Below are 22111 nucleotides of genomic sequence, written 5' to 3'. Positions count from 1 at the left end.
ATCAGGCGTCGCTCGCCGCGCCCGAACGGGAGCGGGCGACGATGGTCGAGGCCACGAAGTTGACGATCAGCGTCATGACGAACAGCGTGAAACCGGCCGCCATTAGGGCGGACATGCTGAACTCGCTCGCCTCGCCGTAGCGCAGGGCGATCAGCGAGGAGACCGAGCTGGTGCCGGCCTGGAGGACGTGCCACTGGATGTCGAAGGTCAGCGAGATGATCATGTAGACGGCGATCGTCTCGCCGAGCGCGCGGCCGAGCCCGAGCATCGTGCCGCCGATCATTCCGCCGCGCCCGAAGGGCAGCACCACGCTGCGGATCATCCCCCAGCGGGTCGCGCCGAGCGCGTAGGCGCCCTCGCGTTCACCGGCGGGCGCCTGGGAGAAGACCTCCCGCATGATCGAGCAGACGATCGGGGCGATCATCATGCCGACGACCAGTCCCGCGATGAAGGTCGAGGAGGTGTAGACGCTCGGGGATGCCAGCGGGTCGTCCGGCTCGGCCCCGTTCACGCGGAAGACGGGGATCCAGCCGAAGTACGCGGAGATCCAGCGGGCGGTGGGCAGGACCTTGTCCTGGAGGAAGAACGCGCCCCACAGGCCGTAGACCACCGACGGCACCGCGGCCATCAGGTCGACAACGCTGATCAGCGTCTGGCGCAGCCGCGGCGGGGCGTACTCGGAGATGTACAGCGCCGCGCCGGTGGCCAGCGGCACGGCCACCAGCACGGCGACGACGGCGATCAGCACGGTGCCGACGAGCACGGCCGCGATGCCGAACCGCCCGGCGTCCGGCGCCCATTGGGCGGTGGTCAGGAACGACAGGCCGGCCCTGTCCAGCGCCAGCCAGGCCCGGTAGAGCAGGAAGCCGCCCACGAGCAGCATGACGGCCAGCACGAAGCCACCGCCGGAGCGCAGCACCCAGCGGAAGATCCGGTCGGGCAGGCCGGGGTCGGCGTACAGGCGTCTCGGTACGTCATCGGCCCCCGCGGACGCGGGCAGGGGCTGTCTCTTCAACATGGGCACGCCCCCGACGCTGCGGTCGGCCCATTGACATGCGCATCCCGAGAGGTTAACTACAGCCCCCTTAAGGGGAACATCCGTCACCCTCCGCCGCGCCCCTCCCACCCTCAACCGGCGCCCGAGCAGGGCCGGTCGGGATCCGGGTGCCGCACGGCCACCGTCCGGCACCCGGACTCCGCCCGCGCCCACCGCCCCGTGCCCACGCCCCGCACGGACCGCCCGCGCGAGCGGTACGGCGTTCCGGCCGGGCAGGTCCAGGCCGGACGGCGGTACCGGACGGCGGTACCGGACGGCGGTACCGGGCCGCGCCAGTGCGTCGGCCCCGCCAGGGGCCCGTAGCGGGGCCTGCCGGTACACAGGTACGCAGGTACGCCGGTACGCCGGTACGCCGGTACGCCGGTACGCCGGTACACAGGAATGCCGCGGACACCGGTCCGTCGACGGGCCCGCTCGTCCGGGCGCCGCGACGCCCCGGAGATCCGTCAGAAGGGCCCTAATCGCCCCACAGGTCCGGCCCCGCCACGGCCAGTTCCACCAGCAGGCCGCGGAAGCGGTCGTAGGAGGCACGGCACGTGGCGTGCCGTTCGTAGGTACGCGCCGAACCGGCGAGATGCCGGCCCGACTGGTCCCACACGGCCCACACCCAGCCGCCGCCGTCGGAGCTGTGCTGCACACCACCGCCCATGTCGGCGTGGCACGTGCACAGCCGGTGTAACGCGGCGCGACATCGGGCGTGGGTGTCGTGCCAGGTGAGCGACACCGCCACCGACCGCCCGTTGGGCGCCACCAGACGCCAGCCGAATCTGCCCTGTCCGTCGATGTCGACCTGACATCTCATTCCCGCCGCGGTGACGGCGGGTCTCGCCGTCTCTCCGGACCGCTCCATGTCCCCACCCCCGCCGCCCAATAGAAGAGTAAAACCCGCAGGTACGGCGTTATGGGCGACAGATGCAATCTACTGAGACAGGAGTACGGGCGCGCGGACAAAACTGACGGCCGCGGCCACGCTTCATCCGGATGTATCCCCTTGGCAACCCCTAGGAAAGACACGGGGAAAGCGCTCACCGAGGCGTCGGGACAACGTTGCCGCGGCGGACGGCCGACGGGCCCGGCCGCCCATGGGCGACCGCCCCGGCTCAGCCCACGGCGAGCAGGATCGCCAGCAGGACCGCCCCGGCCACCGCCGGCCCCGCGACCTCGTACGCCCAGCGCACCGTGACCTCGCCCTGGGCGGCCTGCTCCGGCCGGCGGCGCTCCAGCGTCTCGCGCAGGTAGTCCATGATCTGGTCGGTCTCCGCCCGCGCCGGACCGGACGGCTCGGCGCCGTCCGGCCGGCCGCCGCCGAAGCCGAAGGCGGCGCCGCGGCCCGCACCGGCCACCGTGCCCGTCCGGCCGCGGCCGGAGGTGCCGGACTCGCCCGCCCCGCCGGACCGGCCGCCGGGACGCGCCGCCGTCTCGGCCCGCGCCTGCCGCCGGACGGCCTTCTTACGGGCCCGCAGCGAGACGGGGATGGCCCACAGCTGGTACTTGGCGCCGGACTCGGCGACGACCTCGTTCGAGTAGCCGGAGCGCAGGCCGGCGATCTCGCCCCAGGGCAGGGTGATCACCCGGAACGGGTTGCGCACCCGCAGCCGGTCCTCACCCGCGAACACGGCCGGGCGCAGGGTGAAGGCGGCCACCAGCGGCACGAGGAGGATCATCGCGGCGAGGGCCAGCCACGGGGCCCGGCCGTGCCCGGTGAACAGCGCGTCGAAGCCGAGCCACAGGATGAGGGCGAGCAGCAGCACCCCGCCGGTGAGCGCGGCGGGCGACCGGTACACCCGGTCCTTGGCGGTGGGCACCGGGGGCTGTGGCGCGGAAGACGGGTGGTCCGGGGTCGTCATGGTCCCGATTCTGCACGACGCCGCCCGCGGCCCTCCCCGCGGCATCGGTTCGGCCCCGGGGCCGCGGACCGGACGGGGGAGGTCCGCGGGGCGAAACGGGACCGTAGGCCCACGGAACGGCCGCCCCGGGCCCACCCCGGCGGCAGCCGGCCCCCCGCATCCGCCCCCGCTACGGGGCTGTACAGCCGCTACGCGCGTAGATATGCTCGTCTGGTGACCATGCCCACCACTGATCCCGCACCCGCGGCCCACGCTCTCGCCGACGTCACCGCGTCCGACAGCACACTGCGCCGCTTCCTGCACGGGCTGCCCGGCGTCGACGCGGTCGGCCTGGAGGCGCGCGCCGCCTCGCTCGGCACCCGTTCCATCAAGACCACCGCGAAAGCGTACGCCCTCGACCTCGCCATCTCGATGGTCGACCTGACGACGCTGGAAGGCGCGGACACCCCGGGCAAGGTCCGGGCGCTCGGCGCCAAGGCGGTCCACCCGGACCCGACGGACCGTACGGCACCGACGACCGCGGCCGTCTGCGTCTACCCCGACATGGCCGCCGTCGCCAAGGAGGCCGTCGCGGGCTCCGGCGTCAAGGTCGCCTCGGTCGCCACCGCCTTCCCGGCCGGCCGTGCCGCGCTGGAGGTCAAGCTGGCCGACGTGCGCGAGGCCGTCGCCGCGGGCGTCGACGAGATCGACATGGTCATCGACCGCGGCGCGTTCCTCGCCGGCCGGTATCTGAAGGTGTACGACGAGATCGTCGCCGTGAAGGAGTCCTGCGGCGGGCACGCCCGCCTGAAGGTCATCTTCGAGACGGGCGAGCTGGCCACGTACGACAACATCCGGCGCGCCTCCTGGCTCGGCATGCTGGCGGGCGCCGACTTCATCAAGACCTCCACGGGCAAGGTCGCCGTCAACGCCACGCCCGCGAACACCCTGCTGATGCTCCAGGCGGTGCGCGACTTCCGCGCCCAGACCGGCGTGCAGGTCGGCGTGAAGCCCGCCGGCGGCATCCGCACCAGCAAGGACGCGATCAAGTTCCTCGTCCTGGTCAACGAGACGGCCGGCCCGGACTGGCTGGACAACCACTGGTTCCGCTTCGGCGCCTCCTCGCTCCTGAACGACCTGCTGATGCAGCGTCAGAAGCTGGCCACCGGCCGCTACTCCGGCCCCGACTACGTAACGGTGGACTGACTCATGGCATTCGAGTACGCACCCGCGCCCGAGTCGCGCGCGATCGTCGACATCGCCCCGTCGTACGGCCTCTTCATCGACGGGGAGTTCGTCGACGGCTCGGGCGGGGACCTGGTCAAGACGGTCTCCCCGGCCACCGAGGAAGTGCTCTCCGAGTACACGCAGGCCACCGCTCAGGACGTCGACCGCGCGGTCGGCGCCGCCCGGAAGGCGTTCGAGACGTGGTCGGCGCTGCCCGGTGCCGAGCGCGCCAAGTACCTCTTCCGCATCGCCCGGATCATCCAGGAGCGCAGCCGCGAACTCGCCGTCCTGGAGACGCTGGACAACGGCAAGCCCATCAGGGAGACGAGGGACGCCGACCTGCCGCTGGTGGCCGCGCACTTCTTCTACTACGCGGGCTGGGCGGACAAGCTGCACCACGCCGGTTTCGGCCCGTCGCCGCGGCCGCTGGGCGTGGCCGGCCAGGTCATCCCCTGGAACTTCCCGCTGCTGATGCTGGCGTGGAAGATCGCCCCGGCGCTCGCGACCGGTAACACGGTGGTCCTCAAGCCCGCCGAGACGACGCCGCTGTCCGCCCTCTTCTTCGCGGACATCTGCCGCCAGGCGGGCCTGCCCAGGGGGGTCGTGAACATCGTGACCGGTGACGGCAGGACCGGCGCCGCCCTCGTCGCGCACCCCGGCGTCGACAAGGTCGCCTTCACCGGTTCCACGGCCGTCGGCAAGGCGATCGCCCGCACGGTCGCGGGCACCCGCAAGAAGCTCACCCTCGAACTCGGCGGCAAGGGCGCCAACATCGTCTTCGACGACGCCCCGATCGACCAGGCGGTCGAGGGCATCGTGACCGGCATCTTCTTCAACCAGGGCCAGGTCTGCTGCGCAGGCTCGCGGCTGCTGGTCCAGGAGTCGATCCACGACGAGCTGCTGGACTCCCTCAAGCGCAGGCTCGCCACCCTGCGCCTCGGCGACCCCCTGGACAAGAACACCGACATCGGCGCGATCAACTCCGCCGAGCAGCTGGCCCGGATCACCGCGCTCGCCGAGCAGGGCGAGGCGGAGGGCGCCGAACGCTGGTCCCCGGCCTGCGACCTCCCGTCCGCCGGCTACTGGTTCGCCCCGACGCTGTTCACGAACGTCACCCAGGCGCACACCGTCGCCCGCGACGAGATCTTCGGGCCGGTGCTGTCGGTGCTCACCTTCCGCACCCCGGAGGAGGCCGTCGCCAAGGCCAACAACACGCCGTACGGCCTGTCGGCGGGCATCTGGACGGAGAAGGGCTCCCGCATCCTGGCGGTGGCGAACCGGCTGCGGGCCGGGGTGATCTGGTCCAACACGTTCAACAAGTTCGATCCGACCTCGCCGTTCGGCGGCTACAAGGAGTCGGGCTTCGGCCGCGAGGGCGGTCGCCACGGCCTGGAGGCGTACCTCGATGTCTGACCACATGGCCATGAGCGGCTCCGCCGCGCGGCTTCCCGACACCCGTCCCGACAACCGTCCCGACAACCGTCCCAGCAACCGTCTCAGCGTCTTCAAGACCTACAAGCTGTACGTGGGCGGCAAGTTCCCGCGTTCCGAGAGCGGCCGGGTGTACGAGGTGACAGCAGGAGCATCAGCCGCGGACGCGGCGGGGAAGGGCGAGTGGCTGGCGAACGCGCCCCTGGCCTCCCGCAAGGACGCCCGGGACGCGGTGGTGGCCGCGCGCAAGGCGTTCGGCGGGTGGTCCGGCGCGACCGCGTACAACCGGGGCCAGGTCCTCTACCGCGTCGCGGAGATGCTGGAGGGCCGCCGCGAGCAGTTCGTGCGCGAGGTCGCCGACGCCGAGGGCCTGTCGCCGGCGCGGGCCGCCGCGCAGGTGGACGCGGCGATCGACCGCTGGGTCTGGTACGCGGGCTGGACCGACAAGATCGCCCAGGTGGTGGGCGGCGGGAACCCGGTCGCGGGCCCCTTCTTCAACCTCTCCTCGCCGGAGCCGACGGGCGTGGTCGCCGTGCTCGCCCCGCAGGAGTCGTCCTTCCTCGGCCTGGTGTCGGTGCTCGCCCCGGTGATCGCGACCGGCAACACCGCGGTGGTCGTGGCGAGCGAGCGGTCCCCCCTCCCGGCGCTCTCCCTCGCCGAGGTGCTGGCCACGTCGGACGTGCCCGGCGGCGTCGTCAACGTGCTCTCCGGCCGTACGGCGGAGATCGCGGCGCCGCTGGCCGCGCACCAGGACGTCAACGCGATCGACCTGGCCGGCGCGGACGCCGACCTGGCGAAGGAGCTGGAGATCGCGGCGGCGGACAACCTGAAGCGCGTCCTGCGTCCACAGCCTGTGGACGACTGGTCGGCGACCCCGGGCACCGACCGCCTGACGGCGTTCCTGGAGACGAAGACGGTCTGGCATCCGACGGGTTCGCTGGGCGCGTCGGGCTCGGCGTACTGAGCGCCGCCCGCACCCCATGACCGAGAGCCGCGACTCCCCTCCGTCCGGGGGAGGCGCGGCTCTCCTCCGTTCGGGGGAGGCGCGGCGCTCCTCCGTTCGGCCGCCCCGGCCCGCCGCCCCGGCCCGCCGCCCCGGCCGGACACCGAGACGACGCCGACGGAGACAGCGACACCGACGACACGATTACCACATGCCACACACAACTCCCCCATATCCGCGTATCGTTGCCCGGGTTTGCATCGCAAGGTGCATGCCATCGGTCAACACTTGGGGGGTCAGGTGTTCCATCACCTGCGCACGAACGGCCGTACCCGGCGCACTCACCGTACGGCCACCGCCACCGCCACCGCCGTCGCCGCCGTCCTCGCCGCCACGCTCACCACCGTCCTGCCGGTGACGGCGCACGCGGCCGACGCGGCCGAGGTGCTGATACCCGCGCCCGACGCCTACGGCGACGGTCCCGAGACGGTACTGGCGACCGGCAGCCAGGGCGTCCTGCACCGCGAGGGCGGCAGCTACCTCTGGACGACGACGTACAACCGCACCACCAAGTCCGTCCCCGCCCTCGACGGCGTACCGCAGGACGCCATCGTGCCCACCCACGACGAGTACAACCGCGTCGACTACCTGGCGCCGCGCGCGGACGGCGGCACGGACCTCGTGCGGATCGGCATCGAGGACCCCGCCTTCACCAGCACCATCAGCCTGCCCGCCGGCTACCTGAACCCGCGCGTCGCGAACGGCTGGGTACTGGCCACCGTCGATCAGGGCGACGGCACGTACCAGTTGCGCGTGGCACGCGGCGGGAGCCCGGCGAGCGACCCCGTCGTCAAGCTGCCCGCCGGGGCCACCACCGGCGCCGAGCCCGAACTGCTCGGCGCCTACTACAACCAGCTCGTCATCGGCTACCGCACCGCCGACGGCACCCCGGGCTACGGCATCCTCACCGCGTACAACGGCGCGGTCACCCCGCTGCCCGTGACCGGCGAGGCGAGCAGTTTCCGCATCACGCAGACCACGGTCAGCTGGTTCTCCCGCGGCGACCAGCCGGGCGTGCGGGTCATGCCGCTGGGCAGCACGGCCGCCCCGCGCGTCGTACCGCTCGCCACCCGGACCCCGGACAGCCGGGTCACCACCTTCGTGGTGGGCGACAACGTGCTCTGGTACGAGGGCGACGGCGGCCCGCTGCACCTGACGCCGTTCGCCGGGGCGGACACCGAGCGGACGCTGCTGAGCGACGTCCAGCAGGTGTTCCTGCGCAGTGAGGGCAAGGGTTCGCTGGTCGCGCTCGGCAGGGACGCCGACGGCAGCCGCGCCGTGCACCTGTTCAGCGTGGACGGCCTCGGACTCGTCGCCGGCCTGCCGCTGCGCCAGGTGGCGGACGTCAAGACGGCGGACGGCACGACCGAGGCGCTGAGCCTCGACCGGGGGATGCTGCGGTACGTCAACTCCCTTGCCGGAACGAGGATGTTGAACGGCAAGGACATCGGCACCGCACCGGATCCGGCGGACGGCCCGGCGCTCGCGGCCTTCCCGGGCCTGGCGGCCGGCCGCTTCGCCGACGGCCCCGACGAGGGGCCGGCCCGGCTGGTCACCGACCCCGGCACGGGCACCGACGCGCTGGTGACCGGCGACGACCCGGACCACCCGGCGGACAGCTTCCCGCTGCCGGGCCAGTACGGCCGGATCCTGGACGCGGCACCGGAGTTCGTGCTCTACGAGGCGGACGGGGAGCAGTACGTCGTGGACACCGCCCGTGACCTGATCGTCCGCGAGCAGCCGGCGCAGGCCGCCGTGCTGGACCAGAAGCGGCTGCTCAAGCCGGCGCTGAACCAGCCCGGCACGGTGAAAGTCATCAACGTACGCTCCGGCAGCCTCCTCGACACCGTCGACCTCGGCAGCGCCTGCGTCCCGGACGAACTGCAACTCGGCGGCACCCTGCTGTACTGGAGCTGCGCCGCGCAGCACACGGCGGGCGTACGCGATCTGGCGACCGGGCAGACCTTCCCCGCCCCGGCGTCCGGCGTCCTGCTGGGCGACCGTTTCCTGGCGCATCGCGAGGCGTCCGGCGAACTGCGCCTCACCGGCCTGGGCACGGACGGCGCCACCGCCGACCTGGGCACCGTCACGGGCCTGAAGCAGCCCGCGGACGGCGACGGGCGCGGCACCACCTGGGCCGTCGACCCGGGCGCGGGCAAACTCGCCTGGGTCGACGCGGACGACACCGTCCACGTCACCGCGCCGCAGCACGACGTCTCCGCGCTGCGCGTCGCCCGCACCGCCGCGCCCGGCACCACGACCGGCGCGTGGTCCGCCACCTGGTGGCTCTCCAAGCCCGCGGCCTCCTGGCAGGTGACGCTCACCCGCCGCGCGACCGGCGAGGCCGTCCGCACCTGGACGGGCGAGGGCACCCGCAGCGCGGTACGGGTCACCTGGGACGGCACGGACGGGTCCGGCGCCCCGGCGGCGGCCGGCGGCTACACCTGGCGGCTGACCGCCGCCCCGGCGGACGGCACGGGCCCGGACGTGACGGCCTCGGGCGTCGTGACGGTCACCGGCTGAGCACAGCGGCACCGGGCGGCCGGTCCCTTCCCCGGCGTGCGCAGGACGGGACCGGCGCCCGGTACACCGCCGGACGGACCTCAGCGCTGCGCGCCCTCGACCAGCCCCGCCGCCTGCCCCACCACCGGCATCTCACCGACCGACTGCGCCTGTGCCACCGGTCGGGTCAGGGCCTGGCTGGTCAGCGGCTTGAAGTCGGCGAGCTGGGTGCCGACGCCGTTGTCGAGGGGATCGACGCCGGTGCCCGCGAGGGGGTTGGGCTTGAGCGCGGTGACCGGTCCGGTGACATGGGGGACCGAGCCGGTGACGCCCGCCAGGCCCGCCTGCGCATCGAGGCGGCCGAGCGAGGCGGGCCGGTGCGGCAGGTCCACGGCCGGATCGGTGGCCGCGGCCGCCGTCGCCGCACCCGCGCCCAGGGCTGCCGAGGCGGTCGCGAGGGCGATCAGGGCGCGCTGCGCCGCGGGGTGCTGGGAGGAGGTGCGTCCGGCCATCACTGATGCCACCTTATGAGTGCAAAGAGTAACAATTTCGACACATAGGGTAGTTGAGGTGTGCCGCGTGCTCCAAAGCCGACCCGCGGGGTCGGCAAGAGCCGGGTCTTACGTCAAACTGGTGTTCCGTGAGCATTCATCCCCCGCCTCCCGCCCGCGTCGTCCTGCTGTGCGGCCCCTCGGGCTCGGGCAAGTCCCTCGTCGCCGCCCGCTCCGGACTGCCCGTGCTGCGCCTCGACGACTTCTACAAGGAGGGCGACGACCCGACGCTGCCCCTGGTGGCGGGGAGTTCGGACATCGACTGGGACCATCCGCTGTCCTGGGACGCGGACGTCGCCGTCGAGGCCGTCGCCCGGCTGTGCGCCACGGGGTCGACGACCGTCCCGGTGTACGACATCGCGCGCAGCGCCCGCACCGGCGAGACCGCGCTGCACATCGGGCGCACCCCGCTGTTCGTGGCGGAGGGTGTCTTCGCGGCCGAGATCGTCTCACGCTGCCGTGAACTCGGTCTGCTCGCCGACGCGCTGTGCCTGAGCCGCGGTCCGCTCACCACGTTCCGCCGCCGCTTCCTGCGGGACCTGAAGGAGGGCCGCAAGTCGGTGCCCTTCCTGCTGCGGCGCGGCGTCCGGCTGATGCGCGCCGAGCGGTCGATCGTCGCCCGCCAGGTGTCGCTCGGCGCCCACGCCTGCGACCGGGACGAGGCGCTGGGCCGGCTGGCGGTCGCGGCGACGTCCCGGCGGCCCCGGCCCGCGGCGGGAGCACACCCGCGGACGCAGCCGGAGAACCAGACGCAGACACCGGCGTAGCCGCGGCGGCCCGGCATCCGGCGCGGCCACCGCGCCCACGGGAAGCGGAACCGAGCGGGCATGAGGCCGGGCGGAACCGGACGGACATACGGGCGGGCGGAACCGGACGGACCTGTGGCCGGGCCGAACGAGACGGACCTGCGGGCGGGACTGAACGGGCACACGGGAAAGCGGGACTGGACAGACCCCCCGGCCCTCCAGTCCCGCTCATCCCCCGTGATCTCCCCCGTGATCCCCGTGGTCTCCCCCGTGCACCCCCTCGGGACCCCCGTGTCCCCCAGCCTTCAGGCGACCAGTTCGCCGAAGGCGCTCTCCTCGTCACGGCCGAAGCTGAGGACCTCGTCCTCACGCAGCCGGCGCAGCGACCGCCAGATGCTGGACTTGACCGTGCCGACACTGATGCCGAGTATGTCCGCGATCTCCGGATCCGTACGGCCCTCGTAATAGCGCAGGACCAGCATGGTGCGCTGGAGTTCGGGCAGCCGGGCCAGCGCCTGCCACAGGACCGCGCGCAGTTCGGTGCCGCGCATCGCGTCCGTGTCGGTGGGCGTCTCCGGCAGTTCCTCGGTCGGGTACTCGTTGAGCTTGCGGCGCCGCCAGGCGCTGATGTGCAGATTGGTCATGGTGCGCCGGAGGTATCCGCCGACCGCCGCCTTGTCGCTGATCCGGTCCCACGCCCGGTACGTCGAGAACAGCGCGCTCTGCAACAGGTCCTCGGCCTCGAACCGGTCGCCGGTCAGGTGGTAGGCGGTGGCGTACAGGGAGGCGCGGCGCTCCTCGACGTAGGCGGTGAACTCCGCCTCGCTGGAGGAACGGCGCTCCCCCGAGTCCTCCCTGTACGCGGCTCCCCCGTGAGCCCCCGTGGTGCCCGCCCCCGTACGTGCGTCGACCACCGTCATGTACGCGGTGTGCTGACGCCCGGCGCCGCGTGCGCAGCCCCGCCCTCCCCCGAGCGGAGCGGAGCCCGCACCGGCACCGGATTTCTCCGAACCCCGGTTCACGTCGTGCAGACGCGTGACCACTGCGGTGGTGCTCATACCGTGCAGCGTGTTCATCTCGCGCCCCCTGTCGTGGACTTCGGTGTTCGGTTCTTCCTTGCCTGTGCCGAGAAGCCTGCCGGGGCGACTTCATGGCCGTGTCCCCCGACTGTCACAGACGTGTCACAGGGGCCCGGCACACTGGACTCACAGAGAGTGCATGGGCTGTGGCGGTATCGGGGTTTCCGGCAGCCGCCGGACCCGCAGGTCGTACGACACCCCCTCCATGGGCCAGAATGAGCCTCGTGCCTTCCCTGTTGCTGATCGAGGACGACGACGCCATCCGAACGGCCCTGGAGCTCTCACTGACGCGCCAGGGACATCGGGTGGCCACCGCTGCCACCGGCGAGGACGGTCTGAAACTGCTGCGTGAGCAGCGGCCGGATCTGATCGTGCTGGACGTGATGCTGCCCGGCATCGACGGCTTCGAGGTGTGCCGGCGGATCCGGCGCACGGACCAGTTGCCGATCATCCTGCTGACCGCGCGCAACGACGACATCGACGTGGTGGTCGGGCTGGAGTCCGGCGCCGACGACTACGTCGTCAAGCCCGTCCAGGGCCGGGTGCTCGACGCCCGGATCCGGGCCGTGCTGCGCCGCGGGGAGCGGGAGTCCAGCGACTCGGCGACGTTCGGGAGCCTCGTCATCGACCGTTCGGCGATGACCGTGACCAAGAACGGCGAGGACCTCCAGCTCACCCCGACCGAGCTGCGGCTGCTGCTGGAGCTGAGCCGGCGGCCCGGCCAGGCGCTGTCCCGGCAGCAGTTGCTGCGGCTGGTGTGGGAGCACGACTACCTCGGTGACTCGCGGCTGGTCGACGCGTGCGTCCAGCGGCTGCGCGCCAAGGTCGAGGACGTGCCGTCGTCCCCGACGCTGATCCGCACCGTCCGTGGTGTCGGCTACCGCCTGGACGTTCCTCAGTGACGAACGCGCAACAAGGGCTCCGCGGCTGGGCCGACGGTCGCAGGGGAGCCTTGTCACGGCTGCGTTTCACCAGTCTGCGGCTACGGCTGGTGGTGGTCTTCGCACTGGTCGCGCTGACGGCCGCGGTGTCCGCGTCCGGCATCGCCTACTGGCTCAACCGGGAGGCCGTGCTCACCCGGACCCAGGACTCGGCGCTGCGCGACTTCCGGCAGGAGATGCAGAACCGCGCGAGCGTGCTGCCCGTGCAGCCCACCCAGGACGAACTCCAGCACACCGCGAGCCAGATGGCGGGCAGCAGCGAGCGCTTCAGCGTGCTGCTGGTCGGCCAGGACACCACCGGCCGGACGGTGTACGGCAACTCCGGCGGGCTGAACGGGTTCTCGCTGGAGGACGTGCCCAAGTCGCTGCGCACGACCGTGGGCAAGCAGCAGCCGCTCGGCGACGGCAACAAGTCCCCGTACCACCTGTACTGGCAGCGCGTCGACGCGCACGGCACGCCGTACCTGGTGGCCGGCACGAAGGTGATCGGCGGCGGTCCGACCGGCTACATGCTCAAGTCCCTGGAGCCGGAGGCGAAGGACCTCAACTCCCTCGCCTGGTCGCTCGGCATCGCCACGGGCCTCGCGCTGATCGGCGCGGCGCTGCTCGCGCAGGCCGCCGCGACGACCGTGCTGAAGCCGGTGCACCGGCTGGGCGTGGCCGCCCGGCGGCTCGGCGAGGGCCGGCTGGACACCCGGCTGCGGGTGTCCGGCACGGACGAACTGGCCGATCTCTCCCGGACGTTCAACAACGCGGCCGAGGCGCTGGAGAAACGGGTCGCCGACATGGCCGCCCGGGACGAGGCGTCCCGGCGCTTCGTCGCCGACATGAGCCATGAGCTGCGTACGCCGCTGACCGCCATCACCGCCGTGACGGAGGTGCTGGAGGAGGAGCTGGAGTCGGAGTCCGGGAGCGTGGATCCGATGATCGAGCCCGCGGTGCGGCTGGTGGTGAGCGAGACGCGGCGGCTGAACAACCTGGTCGAGAACCTGATGGAGGTCACCCGGTTCGACGCGGGCACGGCCCGGCTGGTCCTGGACGACGTGGACCTCGCCGACCAGATCACGGCCTGCATCGACGCCCGTGCCTGGCTGGACGCGGTGGACCTGGACGCCGAGCGCGGCATCCACGCGCGGCTCGACCCGCGCCGCCTCGACGTCATCCTCGCCAACCTGATCGGCAACGCGCTCAAGCACGGCGGCTCGCCGGTGCGGGTCTCGGTGCGGGTCGCCGACCACCCGAACGACGGGACGGACGCGGCGGACGGGACGGACGGGGCCGACGGGGGCTCGCAGATCGTCATCGCCGTCCGCGACCACGGGCCCGGCATCCCCGAGGACGTGCTCCCGCACGTCTTCGACCGCTTCTACAAGGCCAGCGCGTCCCGTCCGCGCTCCGACGGCAGCGGGCTCGGCCTGTCCATCGCCATGGAGAACGCGCACATCCACGGCGGCGAGATCACCGCCGCCAACTCGCCTCAGGGCGGTGCGGTGTTCACGCTGCGGCTGCCCCGGGACGCCTCCGAGCTGACGCGGCGGACCGAGGAGCCGGCCGCCGACGGCGACGGCCGGGGCGGCGACGAGGGGGAGGCGTGACACGGGTTCGGCGGCTGCTGGCCGTCCCCGTGCTCGCCGTGCTGCTGACCGGCTGCGGGATCCGGGCCACGCAGGTGCCGACGGACTTCGGCGGGGCGCCCTCCCGGGTGCCGTGTTCGCTGTCGGAGCCGGACCCGTCGGCGCAGACCACGCGGGGCGTGCCCGTGCAGGTGTTCCTGCTGTGCGGTTCGTCGCTGGTGACCGTGGACCGGTCGGTGACCGTCCCGGACGGCACGGCGGACAGCCGGCGCCGGGTGCTGGTGGCGCAGGCCCTGCTGGACCAGCTCGCCCGGACACCGTCCGAGGGCGAGCGGAACACGGGCTACACGACGTACGTGCGGGGCGGCATGACCGTGAGCGGGCCGCGGGCCAAGGACCCCGAGGACACGCTGCGGCTGAGCACGGCACCTGAGCAGCTGACCTCGTACGCGCTCGCCCAGATCGTCTGCACCTTCTCCGACTCCACGGCCGCCGAGGGCGACGGCTCGGTGATCCTGGGCGGGCCGGACGGCGAGCCGCTGCGCCGCTACGAGTGCAGCGACGACGTCCGCTCCCGCCCCGGCACCACCCGGCCGCCGTCCAGCGAGGTGACGGCCGGCTGAGCCGCGCGGGAGCGGCGGCGGACCCGGCCCGCGCGGATACGGAGCGGCCGGGCCACGGGACGGCGGCCGGTCCGCCCGCGGGCAGGGCCGACGGGATGTGTCGCACGCCTCACGCGGTACGGGGCCGACGCGGAACCGATCGCGCACGGGGGCGCGTCTAGGGGGGCGTGCAGCGTCAAGGCTCGATCGGCGGCAGCGCCGCGATCCGTATCCGGGTGACAGGGAGTGTCCTCCTCGTCGCGCATCTCGCGCTCGTCGCCTGGCTGATGCTGCGCCCGCTGCACGTGCCCTGGGTGCTGCCCGCCAATCTGCACCCGCTCGCCGGCATCCGGGCCGACCTGGCGCTGGGCTGGCCCCAGGCGGCCCGGCGGATCGGTGAGGGACTCGCGCTGCTCGCCCCGCTGGGCGTGCTGCTGCCGATGGCCCACGGCCGGCTCGCCGTCTCCCCGCTCGCCTCCCTGCTGCGTACGGCGGCGGCGGGCGCCCTGCTCTCGCTGGGCATCGCCCTGTTGCAGACCGGTGTGCCGGGCCGGGTGGTGGACGTGGACTCGCTGCTGCTGAACACGGTGGGCGTGGCGGTGGCGCACCTCGCCGTGGTACCGGCGGGCCGCCACCGGCTCCGCCGCAGGGGCGAGCGGGCCGGGCGTGCGCCCCTCCCCCCGGAGGAGGCGACTCAGGGGCGCACCCCGACGATTCCCAGGGTCGGCATCGCTCCGTAGAGCGACGCCCCGCGGGCCGCGGCTCCGTAACGTTGCAGGCAGATGGGGCAGCGAGGCCCACATCAGCAACGTTCGGTCAAGAAGGAGAGCGACATGAGTGCCCTGGCCCGCCCCACCCACGGCCGTGTGATCGGCGGAGTGTGCGCAGCTCTCGCGCGGCGCTTCGGCACCTCCGCGACGACGATGCGGGTGATCTTCCTGGTGTCCTGCCTGCTGCCGGGACCCCAGTTCCTGGTCTACCTGGCGCTGTGGATCCTGCTGCCCGCGGAGGGAAAGGCCCGGACGGCCTGGTAGCCGCCCGGCCGGGTGCCCGCACGGCGGTAGCCGCCCAGCCCGGTCCGCAGACGTGAGAACGCCGTTGGGGCGCACCTCGGGAGGAGGAGGTGTGCCCCAACGGCGCGTCGTGGTGTCGGCTCAGCCGAGCGGGATCCCGTTCACCGGCAGGCCGTGCGTGGGCAGCCCCTGCACCGGCAGTCCGCCGATCAGGCCGGCGGCCGGCGCGGTCGGACGCTCGGCGAGCGCCTTCTGGGCGGCGGGCTGGGCGGTGGCCAGCCCGGTACCGAGGGCAGCCTGTCCCTGGGCGAGTGCCTGGCCCGCGCCCGGCAGCGCCTTCGTGACGGTCTCGGCGGGCAGCGTCCGGGTGATGCCGTCCAGCACCTGGGTGGCGTCCGGGACGGCCGGGGCCGCGTCGGCGGTGCCCGCGCCCACGGCGGCGAAGGCGGCACCGAGGGCGGCGACACCGAGGGTCTTGGCAGCAGACTGCTTCATGGTGAATGCGTCCTTGACATGCGTTGACGGGGATGAGCGGTCCCCGACCGTAAACACCGCGGGCCGCCCGCCGCAAACATCGAAATGCGGACGGATCGTGAAACCCGTCCGCATTCCGTACACCCCGACCGGGTGAATTCACCCCTCCTGCGGGACAGAACCGCTGGTGGAGGCGGTCTGCCGGAACAGCCATTCGGATTTCAGCTCCGCATATCCGGGCTTTACCACGTCATTGATCATGGCCAGGCGTTCATCGAAAGGAATGAACGCTGATTTCATCGCATTGACGGAGAACCACTGGAGGTCGTCGAGCGTGTAACCGAATGCGTCGACGAGGTGCTCGAATTCCCGACTCATGCTGGTGTGCGACATGAGCCGGTTGTCCGTGTTCACCGTGGCACGGAAGTGCAGCCGGCGCAGCAGCCCGATCGGGTGCTCGGCGTAGGAGGCGGCGGCCCCGGTCTGGAGGTTGGAGCTGGGGCACAGTTCGAGCGGGATGCGCTTGTCACGGACGTACGAGGCGAGCCGGCCGAGCTTGACCGAGCCGTCCTCGGCGACCTGGATGTCGTCGATGATCCGCACCCCGTGCCCGAGCCGGTCGGCGCCGCACCACTGGAGGGCCTGCCAGATGGACGGCAGTCCGAACGCCTCACCGGCGTGGATGGTGAAGTGGTTGTTCTCGCGCTTGAGGTACTCGAACGCGTCGAGGTGCCGGGTGGGCGGGTAGCCGGCCTCGGCACCGGCGATGTCGAACCCGACGACGCCCAGGTCCCGGTACCGGTTGGCCAGCTCGGCGATCTCCAGCGCACGGGCGGCGTGCCGCATCGCGGTGAGCAGGGCGCCGACCCGGATGCGGCGGCCGTCCTCCCGGGCCAGCGCCTCACCCTGCCGGAAGCCCTCGTTCACGGCCTCGACGACCTCTTCCAGGGTCAGGCCGCCCTCCAGGTGCTGTTCGGGGGCGTAGCGCACCTCGGCGTAGACGACGCCGTCCGCGGCGAGGTCCTCGGCACACTCCCGGGCGACCCGGACCAGCGCGTCCTTCGTCTGCATCACCCCGACGGTGTGCGAGAAGGTCTCCAGGTACCGCTCCAGGGAGCCGGAGTCGGCGGCCTCGCGGAACCAGACGCCGAGTTTGTCCGGATCGGTCTCGGGGAGCTGGGAGTAGCCGGAATCCCGGGCCAGCTCGATGACGGTGCCGGGGCGGAGGCCGCCGTCGAGATGGTCGTGCAACAGGACCTTGGGGGCGCGGCGGATCTGGTCCGGTGTCGGGACGGTCCCGGTTGGCGTGGTCTGGCTCGTCATTTCCGCACTGTAACTCCTACGCGCGTAGAACGCCCGCCCCCGGACGGCGTCGATATGCAAAGGTGACCGCACGGAGGGGTCGCGTCCATCGGCACTTCTGACACTGTTCTGCCATGGCACAGCAAGCGACACCGGTACGAACGGCCAGGCTGGGGAGGGCAGTCGGCCAGGAGCCGACGGCGGTGAGCGGGGCGGTGCTGCTGCTGCCCGGCGGCGAGGAGGTGTCCGGTCGCAGACCGTCCCCCGTGTGGGCGACGGCGTTCGTCCGTGCGCTGGGCCGGACCCTCGCGCGGGCGGGCCACGGCGAGGGGCTGGCGACGCACGCCGTCCATTACCGCTACCGCGGCTGGAACGGCAGCGAGGCGCACCTCGCGCGGGACGCCTCCTGGGCGGTCGAGGAGGTCGTACGGCGCTACGGCGACGTGCCGGTGTGCCTTATCGGGGTCGACATGGGCGGCCGGGCGGCGCTCCGCGCGGCCGGCCACGAGGCGGTCAACTCCCTGGTGGCCATCGCCCCTTGGCTGCCCGAGGACGACATGGCGGCACCGCCGGAACCGGTACGGCAACTGGTGGGGCGGCGGGTGCTGATCGTGCACGGCACGAACGACGAGCGGACCGACCCGGAGCTGTCGTTCCGGCTGGCCGCCCGCGCGAAGAAGGCGAACCGGGACGTGTGCCGGTTCGAGGTGCACTCCGACGGACACGGGCTGCACCAGCACCGGGACGAGGTGCTCGCGCTCGCCACGGACTTCGCGATGGGCGCGCTGTTCGGGCACCCGGTCTCCCGGCCCGTGGAGGACGCCCTGGCCGCCCCACCGCCCATCGGCCTCAGAATGCCGCTCGCCGCCGGATTCGGCAGGTCACTGCGCCGAGGCTGAGGCGGGACGCGGGCCGGGTGTCGGTGTCCCGGCTCAGGCGAGCAGGCTGCCCCGTTTCGACAGCAGGAACCGCTTGAACGCCGCCACCGGCGGGGTGTCCGGACGGCCGTCCAGCCAGGCCACGCCGATCTCCCGGACCACCCGCGGCGCCGTCACCGTCAGCTCGACCACGCCCGGACGCGGGACGGCCGGCGGCGGCAGGAGGGCCACGCCGAGACCGGCCGCGACCAGCCCTCGCAGGGTCTCCACCTCCTCCCCTTCGAAGGCCACCCTGGGCTTGAAGCCCGCCTCCCTGCACGCGTCGTCGACGAGACGGCGCAGGCCGTAGCCGGGCTCCAGGGTGACGAAGGTCTCGTCGGCAGTCTCCGCGAGCCGGATCCGGCGGCGGTCGGCCAGGCGGTGGTCGGCGGGGACGACCAGGCGCAGCCGCTGCTCGTCCAGGCGGCGGGCCACCAGGTCGGGGGCGTCCGGGACCGGGGAGGTCAGACAGAGGTCGAGTTCACCCCCGCGCAGCCGCTCCACCATGGCCTCGCCGTAGTTCTGCACCAGGCTGAACCGCACCCGCGGATGGTCGGCGCGGAACTCGTGGATGAGGCCGGGGACCGTCTCGGCGCCCATGGTGTGCAGAAAGCCGAAGGCGACCTTGCCGGCGGCCGGGTCTGCGTCCGCGCGCACCTCGTCGGCGGCCCGCCCGATCTCGGTGAGGGCGCGTTCCACGGAGGCGAGGAAGGTGCGGCCGGCCGGGGTGAGGGACACGGTGCGGCCGCGGCGCGTGAAGAGGTCCACGCCGAGGTCCTGTTCGAGGCGGACCATGGCCCGGGACAGCGTGGACTGCGGGACCTGTGCCTCCAGCGCGGCCCGCGTCACGTGCTCGGTGCGGGCGACGGCGGCGAAGTGGGCCAGGCGCGGGGCGAGCAGTCTCACGATGTCGGCCTTGTCTTCTACGTCACTGGACGGTGACAGGCGACGCTGTGGCCTTTGCTGATGCACCATGGGAACGATTATGCCGATTCCATGCATTGGACGGATGAACCGCGGGGTCCGTAGCGTCGAAGCATGTCTCCCGCCAGTACCGGGGCGTCCACCACCGTGGGCGCCGTCCCGACCCCTTCCGCCGAAGTCCCCGTCCCCGATCCGGCCACCGCACCCGGCTCCGCACCCGACTCCGACCCGGCGGCCGCGTCCCACGCCGAAACCGCCGACACCGCCGACACCCGGCTCGCCCCGGGCGACCCCGGCTACCGCCGGATCAGCTTCGCCCTGTTCCTGGCCGGTGTCGCGACCTTCGCGCTCCTCTACTCCACCCAGGCCCTGCTGCCGCTGATCTCCGGCGAGTTCGGGGTGACGGCGAGCGACGCGAGCTGGACGGTGGCGGCGGCGACCGGCGGACTCGCGCTGTTCGTGCTGCCGATGAGCTCCCTGTCGGAACGTTTCGGCCGCCGTACGGTGATGACGGCCTCGCTGGCCGTCGCGGTGGCGGTCGGCCTGCTGGTGCCGTTCGCGCCCTCGCTCGGCGCGCTGGTGGTGCTGCGGGCGGTGCAGGGCGCGGCGCTGGCCGGGCTGCCCGCGTCGGCGACGGCGTACCTGGCCGAGGAGGTCCGGCCGCGGGCGCTGGTCACGGCGATCGGGCTGTTCGTCGCGGGCAACAGCGTGGGCGGCATGAGCGGCCGGATCGTCACCGGCTGGGTGGCGCAGGAGTGGGGCTGGCGGGTGGCGGTCGGTGTGGTCGGCGTGCTCGCGGTGGGCTGCGCGGTGGCGTTCCGGATGCTGCTGCCCGCGCCGAGGCACTTCACGCCGGGCTCGCTGCGCCCGCGCGTCCTGCTCCGCACGGTCCGCGACCATCTCGCCGACCCGCTGCTGCGCCGCCTGTACGCGATCGGCGCGCTGTTCATGACGGTCTTCGGCGGCGTGTACACGGTGATCGGCTACCGGCTGAGCGAGGCGCCGTTCGGGCTGCCGCAGGGCATCGTCGGCTCGATCTTCCTGGTGTACCTGGTCGGTACGGTGTCGTCGGCGGCGGCCGGCCGCCTGGTGCTCCGCCTCGGCCGCCGCGGCACCCTGTACCTGGCGGGCGGTACGACCGCGGCCGGGCTGCTGGTGTCCCTGGTGCCCTCGCTGCCGCTGGTCCTGCTGGGCCTGGTGCTGATCACGGCGGGCTTCTTCGCGGGGCACGCGGCGGCGTCCTCGGCGGTCAGCAGGACGGCGACGCACGGCCGGGCCCAGGCCGCGGCGCTGTACCAGTCCGCGTACTACGTCGGGTCCAGCGCGGGCAGCACGGTGGGCGCCCTCGCCTTCCACGCGAGCGGCTGGTCCGGGACGGTCGGGGTCGGTGTGCTCGCGGTCGTCGGGGTCGTGGTCATCACGGCCTTCGGCTCGCTGGCGGCCCGGCACGCCGCGCGCCGGGAGCCGGTCGCGGCCCGCTGAGTTCCGGCCTTGCCGGCACCGGTGTTCCGGCCTTCCCGGTACCGGTACCGGTGCCAGTGCCGGGTCGCGGCAAGCGGTCAGTAATGCGAACAGTCCGAAAGCAAATGGTCTGGCCTGGGCGTTTGTTGGCTCGGGGGGCCATTGTCAGTGGGCTGCGGTAGCTTCCGGAGTGCTGGGCGCGACGACGCGCGGACCAAAACGGCCACAGGGGTGGGTGGACGATGAGCAACAGCACGGCGACGACAGATCTTGACGTCGCACTGGAGAAGCACCGGATCGAGCTGACCGGCTACTGCTACCGCATGCTCGGGTCCTCCTTCGAGGCCGAGGACGCGGTGCAGGACACCCTGGTGCGCGCCTGGCGGAGCTACGAGAAGTTCGAGGGCCGCTCCAGCCTCCGCTCCTGGCTGTACCGCATCGCGACGAACGTCTGCCTGGACATGCTGGCCGCCGGCACCAAGCGGGCCCGGCCGGTGGACCTGACCGACGCGACACCGCTCGCGCAGGCGGCCCTCACCCCCCGTCCGGACAACACCTGGCTGGAGCCCATGCCGGACGCCCGGGTGCTGCCCACCCTGGACGACCCGGCGGAGGCCGCCGTCGCCAAGGAGTCCGTCCGGCTGGCCTTCATGGCGGCCCTGCAACAACTGCCGCCCAAGCAGCGCGCGGTGCTGATCCTGCGCGAGGTGCTGGCGTGGCGGGCGAGCGAGGTCGCCGAGTTGCTCGGGACCACGGTGGCCTCCGTCAACAGCGCCTTGCAGCGAGCTCGGGCGACGCTCGCCGAGCGGGAGGACGCGGGGGCGGACGCGGCCGTCTCCGACCCGTTGGACGAGGAGCAGCAAAGACTCCTGGAGCGCTATGTGAAGGCGTTCGAGGGGTATGACATGACGGCGCTCACGGCCCTGCTCCACGAGGACGCCATCATGACGATGCCGCCGTTCGACCTGTGGCTGCGCGGCCCGGCCGACATGGCCGGCTTCATGACCACGATCGGCGCCGGCTGCGCGGATTCCCGGCTGCGGCCGGTCCAGGCGAACGGTCTGCCCGCCTTCGCGCACTACAAGCCGGACCCGGAGAAGGGCGGTTTCAGCCCCTGGGCGGTGCAGGTGCTGGAGATCTCAGAGGGCCGCATCACCGGAATGCACTGCTTCCTCGACACCGCCCGCTGGTTCCCCCTGTTCGGCCTGCCGCTCCATCTGGAAGCGGAGACCGACGACATCGAGGAGGGCGCGTAACGCGGGATCGGTGTTCCTCAGCCGTATCCGCCCGCCGGCCCGGCGGGCGGTCAGTTCCAGCCGGGCCAGCAGGTCCACGGCTGCGAGTCCCGGCGACCCGAGCCCGCCCACGTCCACGACGACGTGCCCGAGCCCGGTGGCCTCCAACAGCCCTCGCACGCGGTCGCAGAGATCCGCCACCTCGTCCCGGGCGACGGGGCCGGTCAGCACGAGCACGGCCGGTGT

The 22111-nt window shown here is 72.8% G+C and carries 22 protein-coding genes; 13 read left to right on the top strand and 9 right to left on the bottom strand.

All coding sequences use genetic code 11. The features are described from left to right. Window position 1: 1 nt before the first annotated feature. From pstC to ACFC09_RS06015, 3 genes are all read right to left on the bottom strand, one after another. A complete protein-coding gene (gene pstC / locus ACFC09_RS06025) occupies window positions 2-1018 on the bottom strand; it encodes a phosphate ABC transporter permease subunit PstC (RefSeq protein ID WP_376524410.1) in 1017 nt (338 codons plus the stop codon). 496 nt (window positions 1019-1514) lie between these two features. Further along, window positions 1515-1859, bottom strand: a complete 345-nt coding sequence (locus ACFC09_RS06020) for a hypothetical protein (protein WP_376524270.1) — start codon at window positions 1857-1859, stop codon at window positions 1515-1517. A gap of 298 nt (window positions 1860-2157) precedes the next feature. Next, a complete protein-coding gene (locus ACFC09_RS06015; RefSeq protein ID WP_376524269.1) occupies window positions 2158-2904 on the bottom strand; it encodes a PH domain-containing protein in 747 nt (248 codons plus the stop codon). A gap of 219 nt (window positions 2905-3123) precedes the next feature. Between ACFC09_RS06015 and deoC the strand changes: the two genes are divergently transcribed. The 4 genes from deoC to ACFC09_RS05995 all read left to right on the top strand — a co-directional run bounded on the left by deoC (window position 3124) and on the right by ACFC09_RS05995 (window position 9067). Next, window positions 3124-4089 carry a deoxyribose-phosphate aldolase gene (gene deoC, locus ACFC09_RS06010; protein ID WP_376524409.1) on the top strand — a complete coding sequence of 322 codons (966 nt, stop codon included), beginning with the start codon at window positions 3124-3126 and terminating at the stop codon, window positions 4087-4089. Between the two features lie 3 nt (window positions 4090-4092). Then, window positions 4093-5523, top strand: coding sequence for an aldehyde dehydrogenase family protein (locus ACFC09_RS06005; RefSeq protein WP_376524268.1), 1431 nt, complete (start codon window positions 4093-4095; stop codon window positions 5521-5523). Further along, a complete protein-coding gene (locus ACFC09_RS06000) occupies window positions 5516-6505 on the top strand; it encodes an aldehyde dehydrogenase family protein (protein WP_376524267.1) in 990 nt (329 codons plus the stop codon). The genes ACFC09_RS06005 and ACFC09_RS06000 overlap by 8 nt, the downstream gene beginning before the upstream one ends. Window positions 6506-6784: 279 nt before the next feature. Then, window positions 6785-9067, top strand: a complete 2283-nt coding sequence (locus tag ACFC09_RS05995; RefSeq protein WP_376524266.1) for a FlgD immunoglobulin-like domain containing protein — start codon at window positions 6785-6787, stop codon at window positions 9065-9067. A gap of 80 nt (window positions 9068-9147) precedes the next feature. On the opposite strand, the gene ACFC09_RS05990 is transcribed toward ACFC09_RS05995, so the two are convergent. Next, window positions 9148-9558 carry a hypothetical protein gene (locus ACFC09_RS05990; protein WP_376524265.1) on the bottom strand — a complete coding sequence of 137 codons (411 nt, stop codon included), beginning with the start codon at window positions 9556-9558 and terminating at the stop codon, window positions 9148-9150. Between the two features lie 128 nt (window positions 9559-9686). Between ACFC09_RS05990 and ACFC09_RS05985 the strand changes: the two genes are divergently transcribed. Beyond that, window positions 9687-10364, top strand: coding sequence for a uridine kinase (locus ACFC09_RS05985; protein WP_376524264.1), 678 nt, complete (start codon window positions 9687-9689; stop codon window positions 10362-10364). A 284-nt stretch (window positions 10365-10648) separates the two neighbouring features. Here ACFC09_RS05985 and ACFC09_RS05980 read toward each other — a convergent pair whose 3' ends face one another. Next, window positions 10649-11419, bottom strand: coding sequence for a SigE family RNA polymerase sigma factor (locus ACFC09_RS05980; RefSeq protein WP_376524263.1), 771 nt, complete (start codon window positions 11417-11419; stop codon window positions 10649-10651). A 227-nt stretch (window positions 11420-11646) separates the two neighbouring features. Here ACFC09_RS05980 and afsQ1 point away from each other — a divergent pair, with 227 nt between their 5' ends. The 5 genes from afsQ1 (at window position 11647) to ACFC09_RS05955 (ending at window position 15573) form a co-directional block, all read left to right on the top strand. Further along, window positions 11647-12324, top strand: coding sequence for a two-component system response regulator AfsQ1 (afsQ1, locus tag ACFC09_RS05975; protein ID WP_376524262.1), 678 nt, complete (start codon window positions 11647-11649; stop codon window positions 12322-12324). Next, window positions 12321-13958 (top strand): ATP-binding protein, encoded by a 1638-nt coding sequence (locus ACFC09_RS05970; protein ID WP_376524261.1) that lies wholly within the window; start codon window positions 12321-12323, stop codon window positions 13956-13958. Before afsQ1 ends, ACFC09_RS05970 begins: the two co-directional genes overlap by 4 nt. After that, the gene (locus tag ACFC09_RS05965) at window positions 13955-14560 is read left to right on the top strand and encodes a hypothetical protein (RefSeq protein ID WP_376524260.1); all 606 of its coding nucleotides are present in this window, start codon (window positions 13955-13957) and stop codon (window positions 14558-14560) included. The genes ACFC09_RS05970 and ACFC09_RS05965 overlap by 4 nt, the downstream gene beginning before the upstream one ends. Window positions 14561-14727: 167 nt before the next feature. Further along, window positions 14728-15279, top strand: a complete 552-nt coding sequence (locus tag ACFC09_RS05960) for a VanZ family protein (protein WP_376524259.1) — start codon at window positions 14728-14730, stop codon at window positions 15277-15279. 93 nt (window positions 15280-15372) lie between these two features. After that, window positions 15373-15573 carry a PspC domain-containing protein gene (locus ACFC09_RS05955; RefSeq protein ID WP_376524258.1) on the top strand — a complete coding sequence of 67 codons (201 nt, stop codon included), beginning with the start codon at window positions 15373-15375 and terminating at the stop codon, window positions 15571-15573. Between the two features lie 120 nt (window positions 15574-15693). On the opposite strand, the gene ACFC09_RS05950 is transcribed toward ACFC09_RS05955, so the two are convergent. Together ACFC09_RS05950 and ACFC09_RS05945 are read right to left on the bottom strand one after the other, a co-directional pair. Further along, a complete protein-coding gene (locus ACFC09_RS05950) occupies window positions 15694-16047 on the bottom strand; it encodes an ATP-binding protein (RefSeq protein ID WP_376524257.1) in 354 nt (117 codons plus the stop codon). Window positions 16048-16185: 138 nt separating this feature from the next. Next, entirely contained in the window at window positions 16186-17349 is a 1164-nt protein-coding gene (locus ACFC09_RS05945) for an adenosine deaminase (RefSeq protein ID WP_376524256.1), read from the bottom strand. A gap of 113 nt (window positions 17350-17462) precedes the next feature. Between ACFC09_RS05945 and ACFC09_RS05940 the strand changes: the two genes are divergently transcribed. Then, window positions 17463-18227 carry an alpha/beta hydrolase gene (locus ACFC09_RS05940; RefSeq protein WP_376524255.1) on the top strand — a complete coding sequence of 255 codons (765 nt, stop codon included), beginning with the start codon at window positions 17463-17465 and terminating at the stop codon, window positions 18225-18227. A gap of 33 nt (window positions 18228-18260) precedes the next feature. On the opposite strand, the gene ACFC09_RS05935 is transcribed toward ACFC09_RS05940, so the two are convergent. Then, window positions 18261-19220 carry a LysR substrate-binding domain-containing protein gene (locus ACFC09_RS05935; protein WP_376524254.1) on the bottom strand — a complete coding sequence of 320 codons (960 nt, stop codon included), beginning with the start codon at window positions 19218-19220 and terminating at the stop codon, window positions 18261-18263. Window positions 19221-19283: 63 nt separating this feature from the next. Between ACFC09_RS05935 and ACFC09_RS05930 the strand changes: the two genes are divergently transcribed. Continuing rightward, window positions 19284-20651, top strand: a complete 1368-nt coding sequence (locus ACFC09_RS05930; protein WP_376524253.1) for an MFS transporter — start codon at window positions 19284-19286, stop codon at window positions 20649-20651. Window positions 20652-20872: 221 nt separating this feature from the next. Further along, window positions 20873-21886 (top strand): sigma-70 family RNA polymerase sigma factor, encoded by a 1014-nt coding sequence (locus ACFC09_RS05925; protein ID WP_376524252.1) that lies wholly within the window; start codon window positions 20873-20875, stop codon window positions 21884-21886. Here ACFC09_RS05925 and ACFC09_RS05920 read toward each other — a convergent pair. Continuing rightward, entirely contained in the window at window positions 21770-22045 is a 276-nt protein-coding gene (locus tag ACFC09_RS05920; RefSeq protein ID WP_376524407.1) for an STAS domain-containing protein, read from the bottom strand. The two genes, ACFC09_RS05925 and ACFC09_RS05920, sit on opposite strands and share 117 nt — an antisense overlap. Window positions 22046-22111 lie beyond the last annotated feature (66 nt).

This window comes from Streptomyces sp. NPDC056161 (assembly GCF_042268025.1).
Taxonomy (GTDB): domain Bacteria; phylum Actinomycetota; class Actinomycetes; order Streptomycetales; family Streptomycetaceae; genus Streptomyces.
This window is presented reverse-complemented; position numbering and strand designations above follow the sequence as displayed.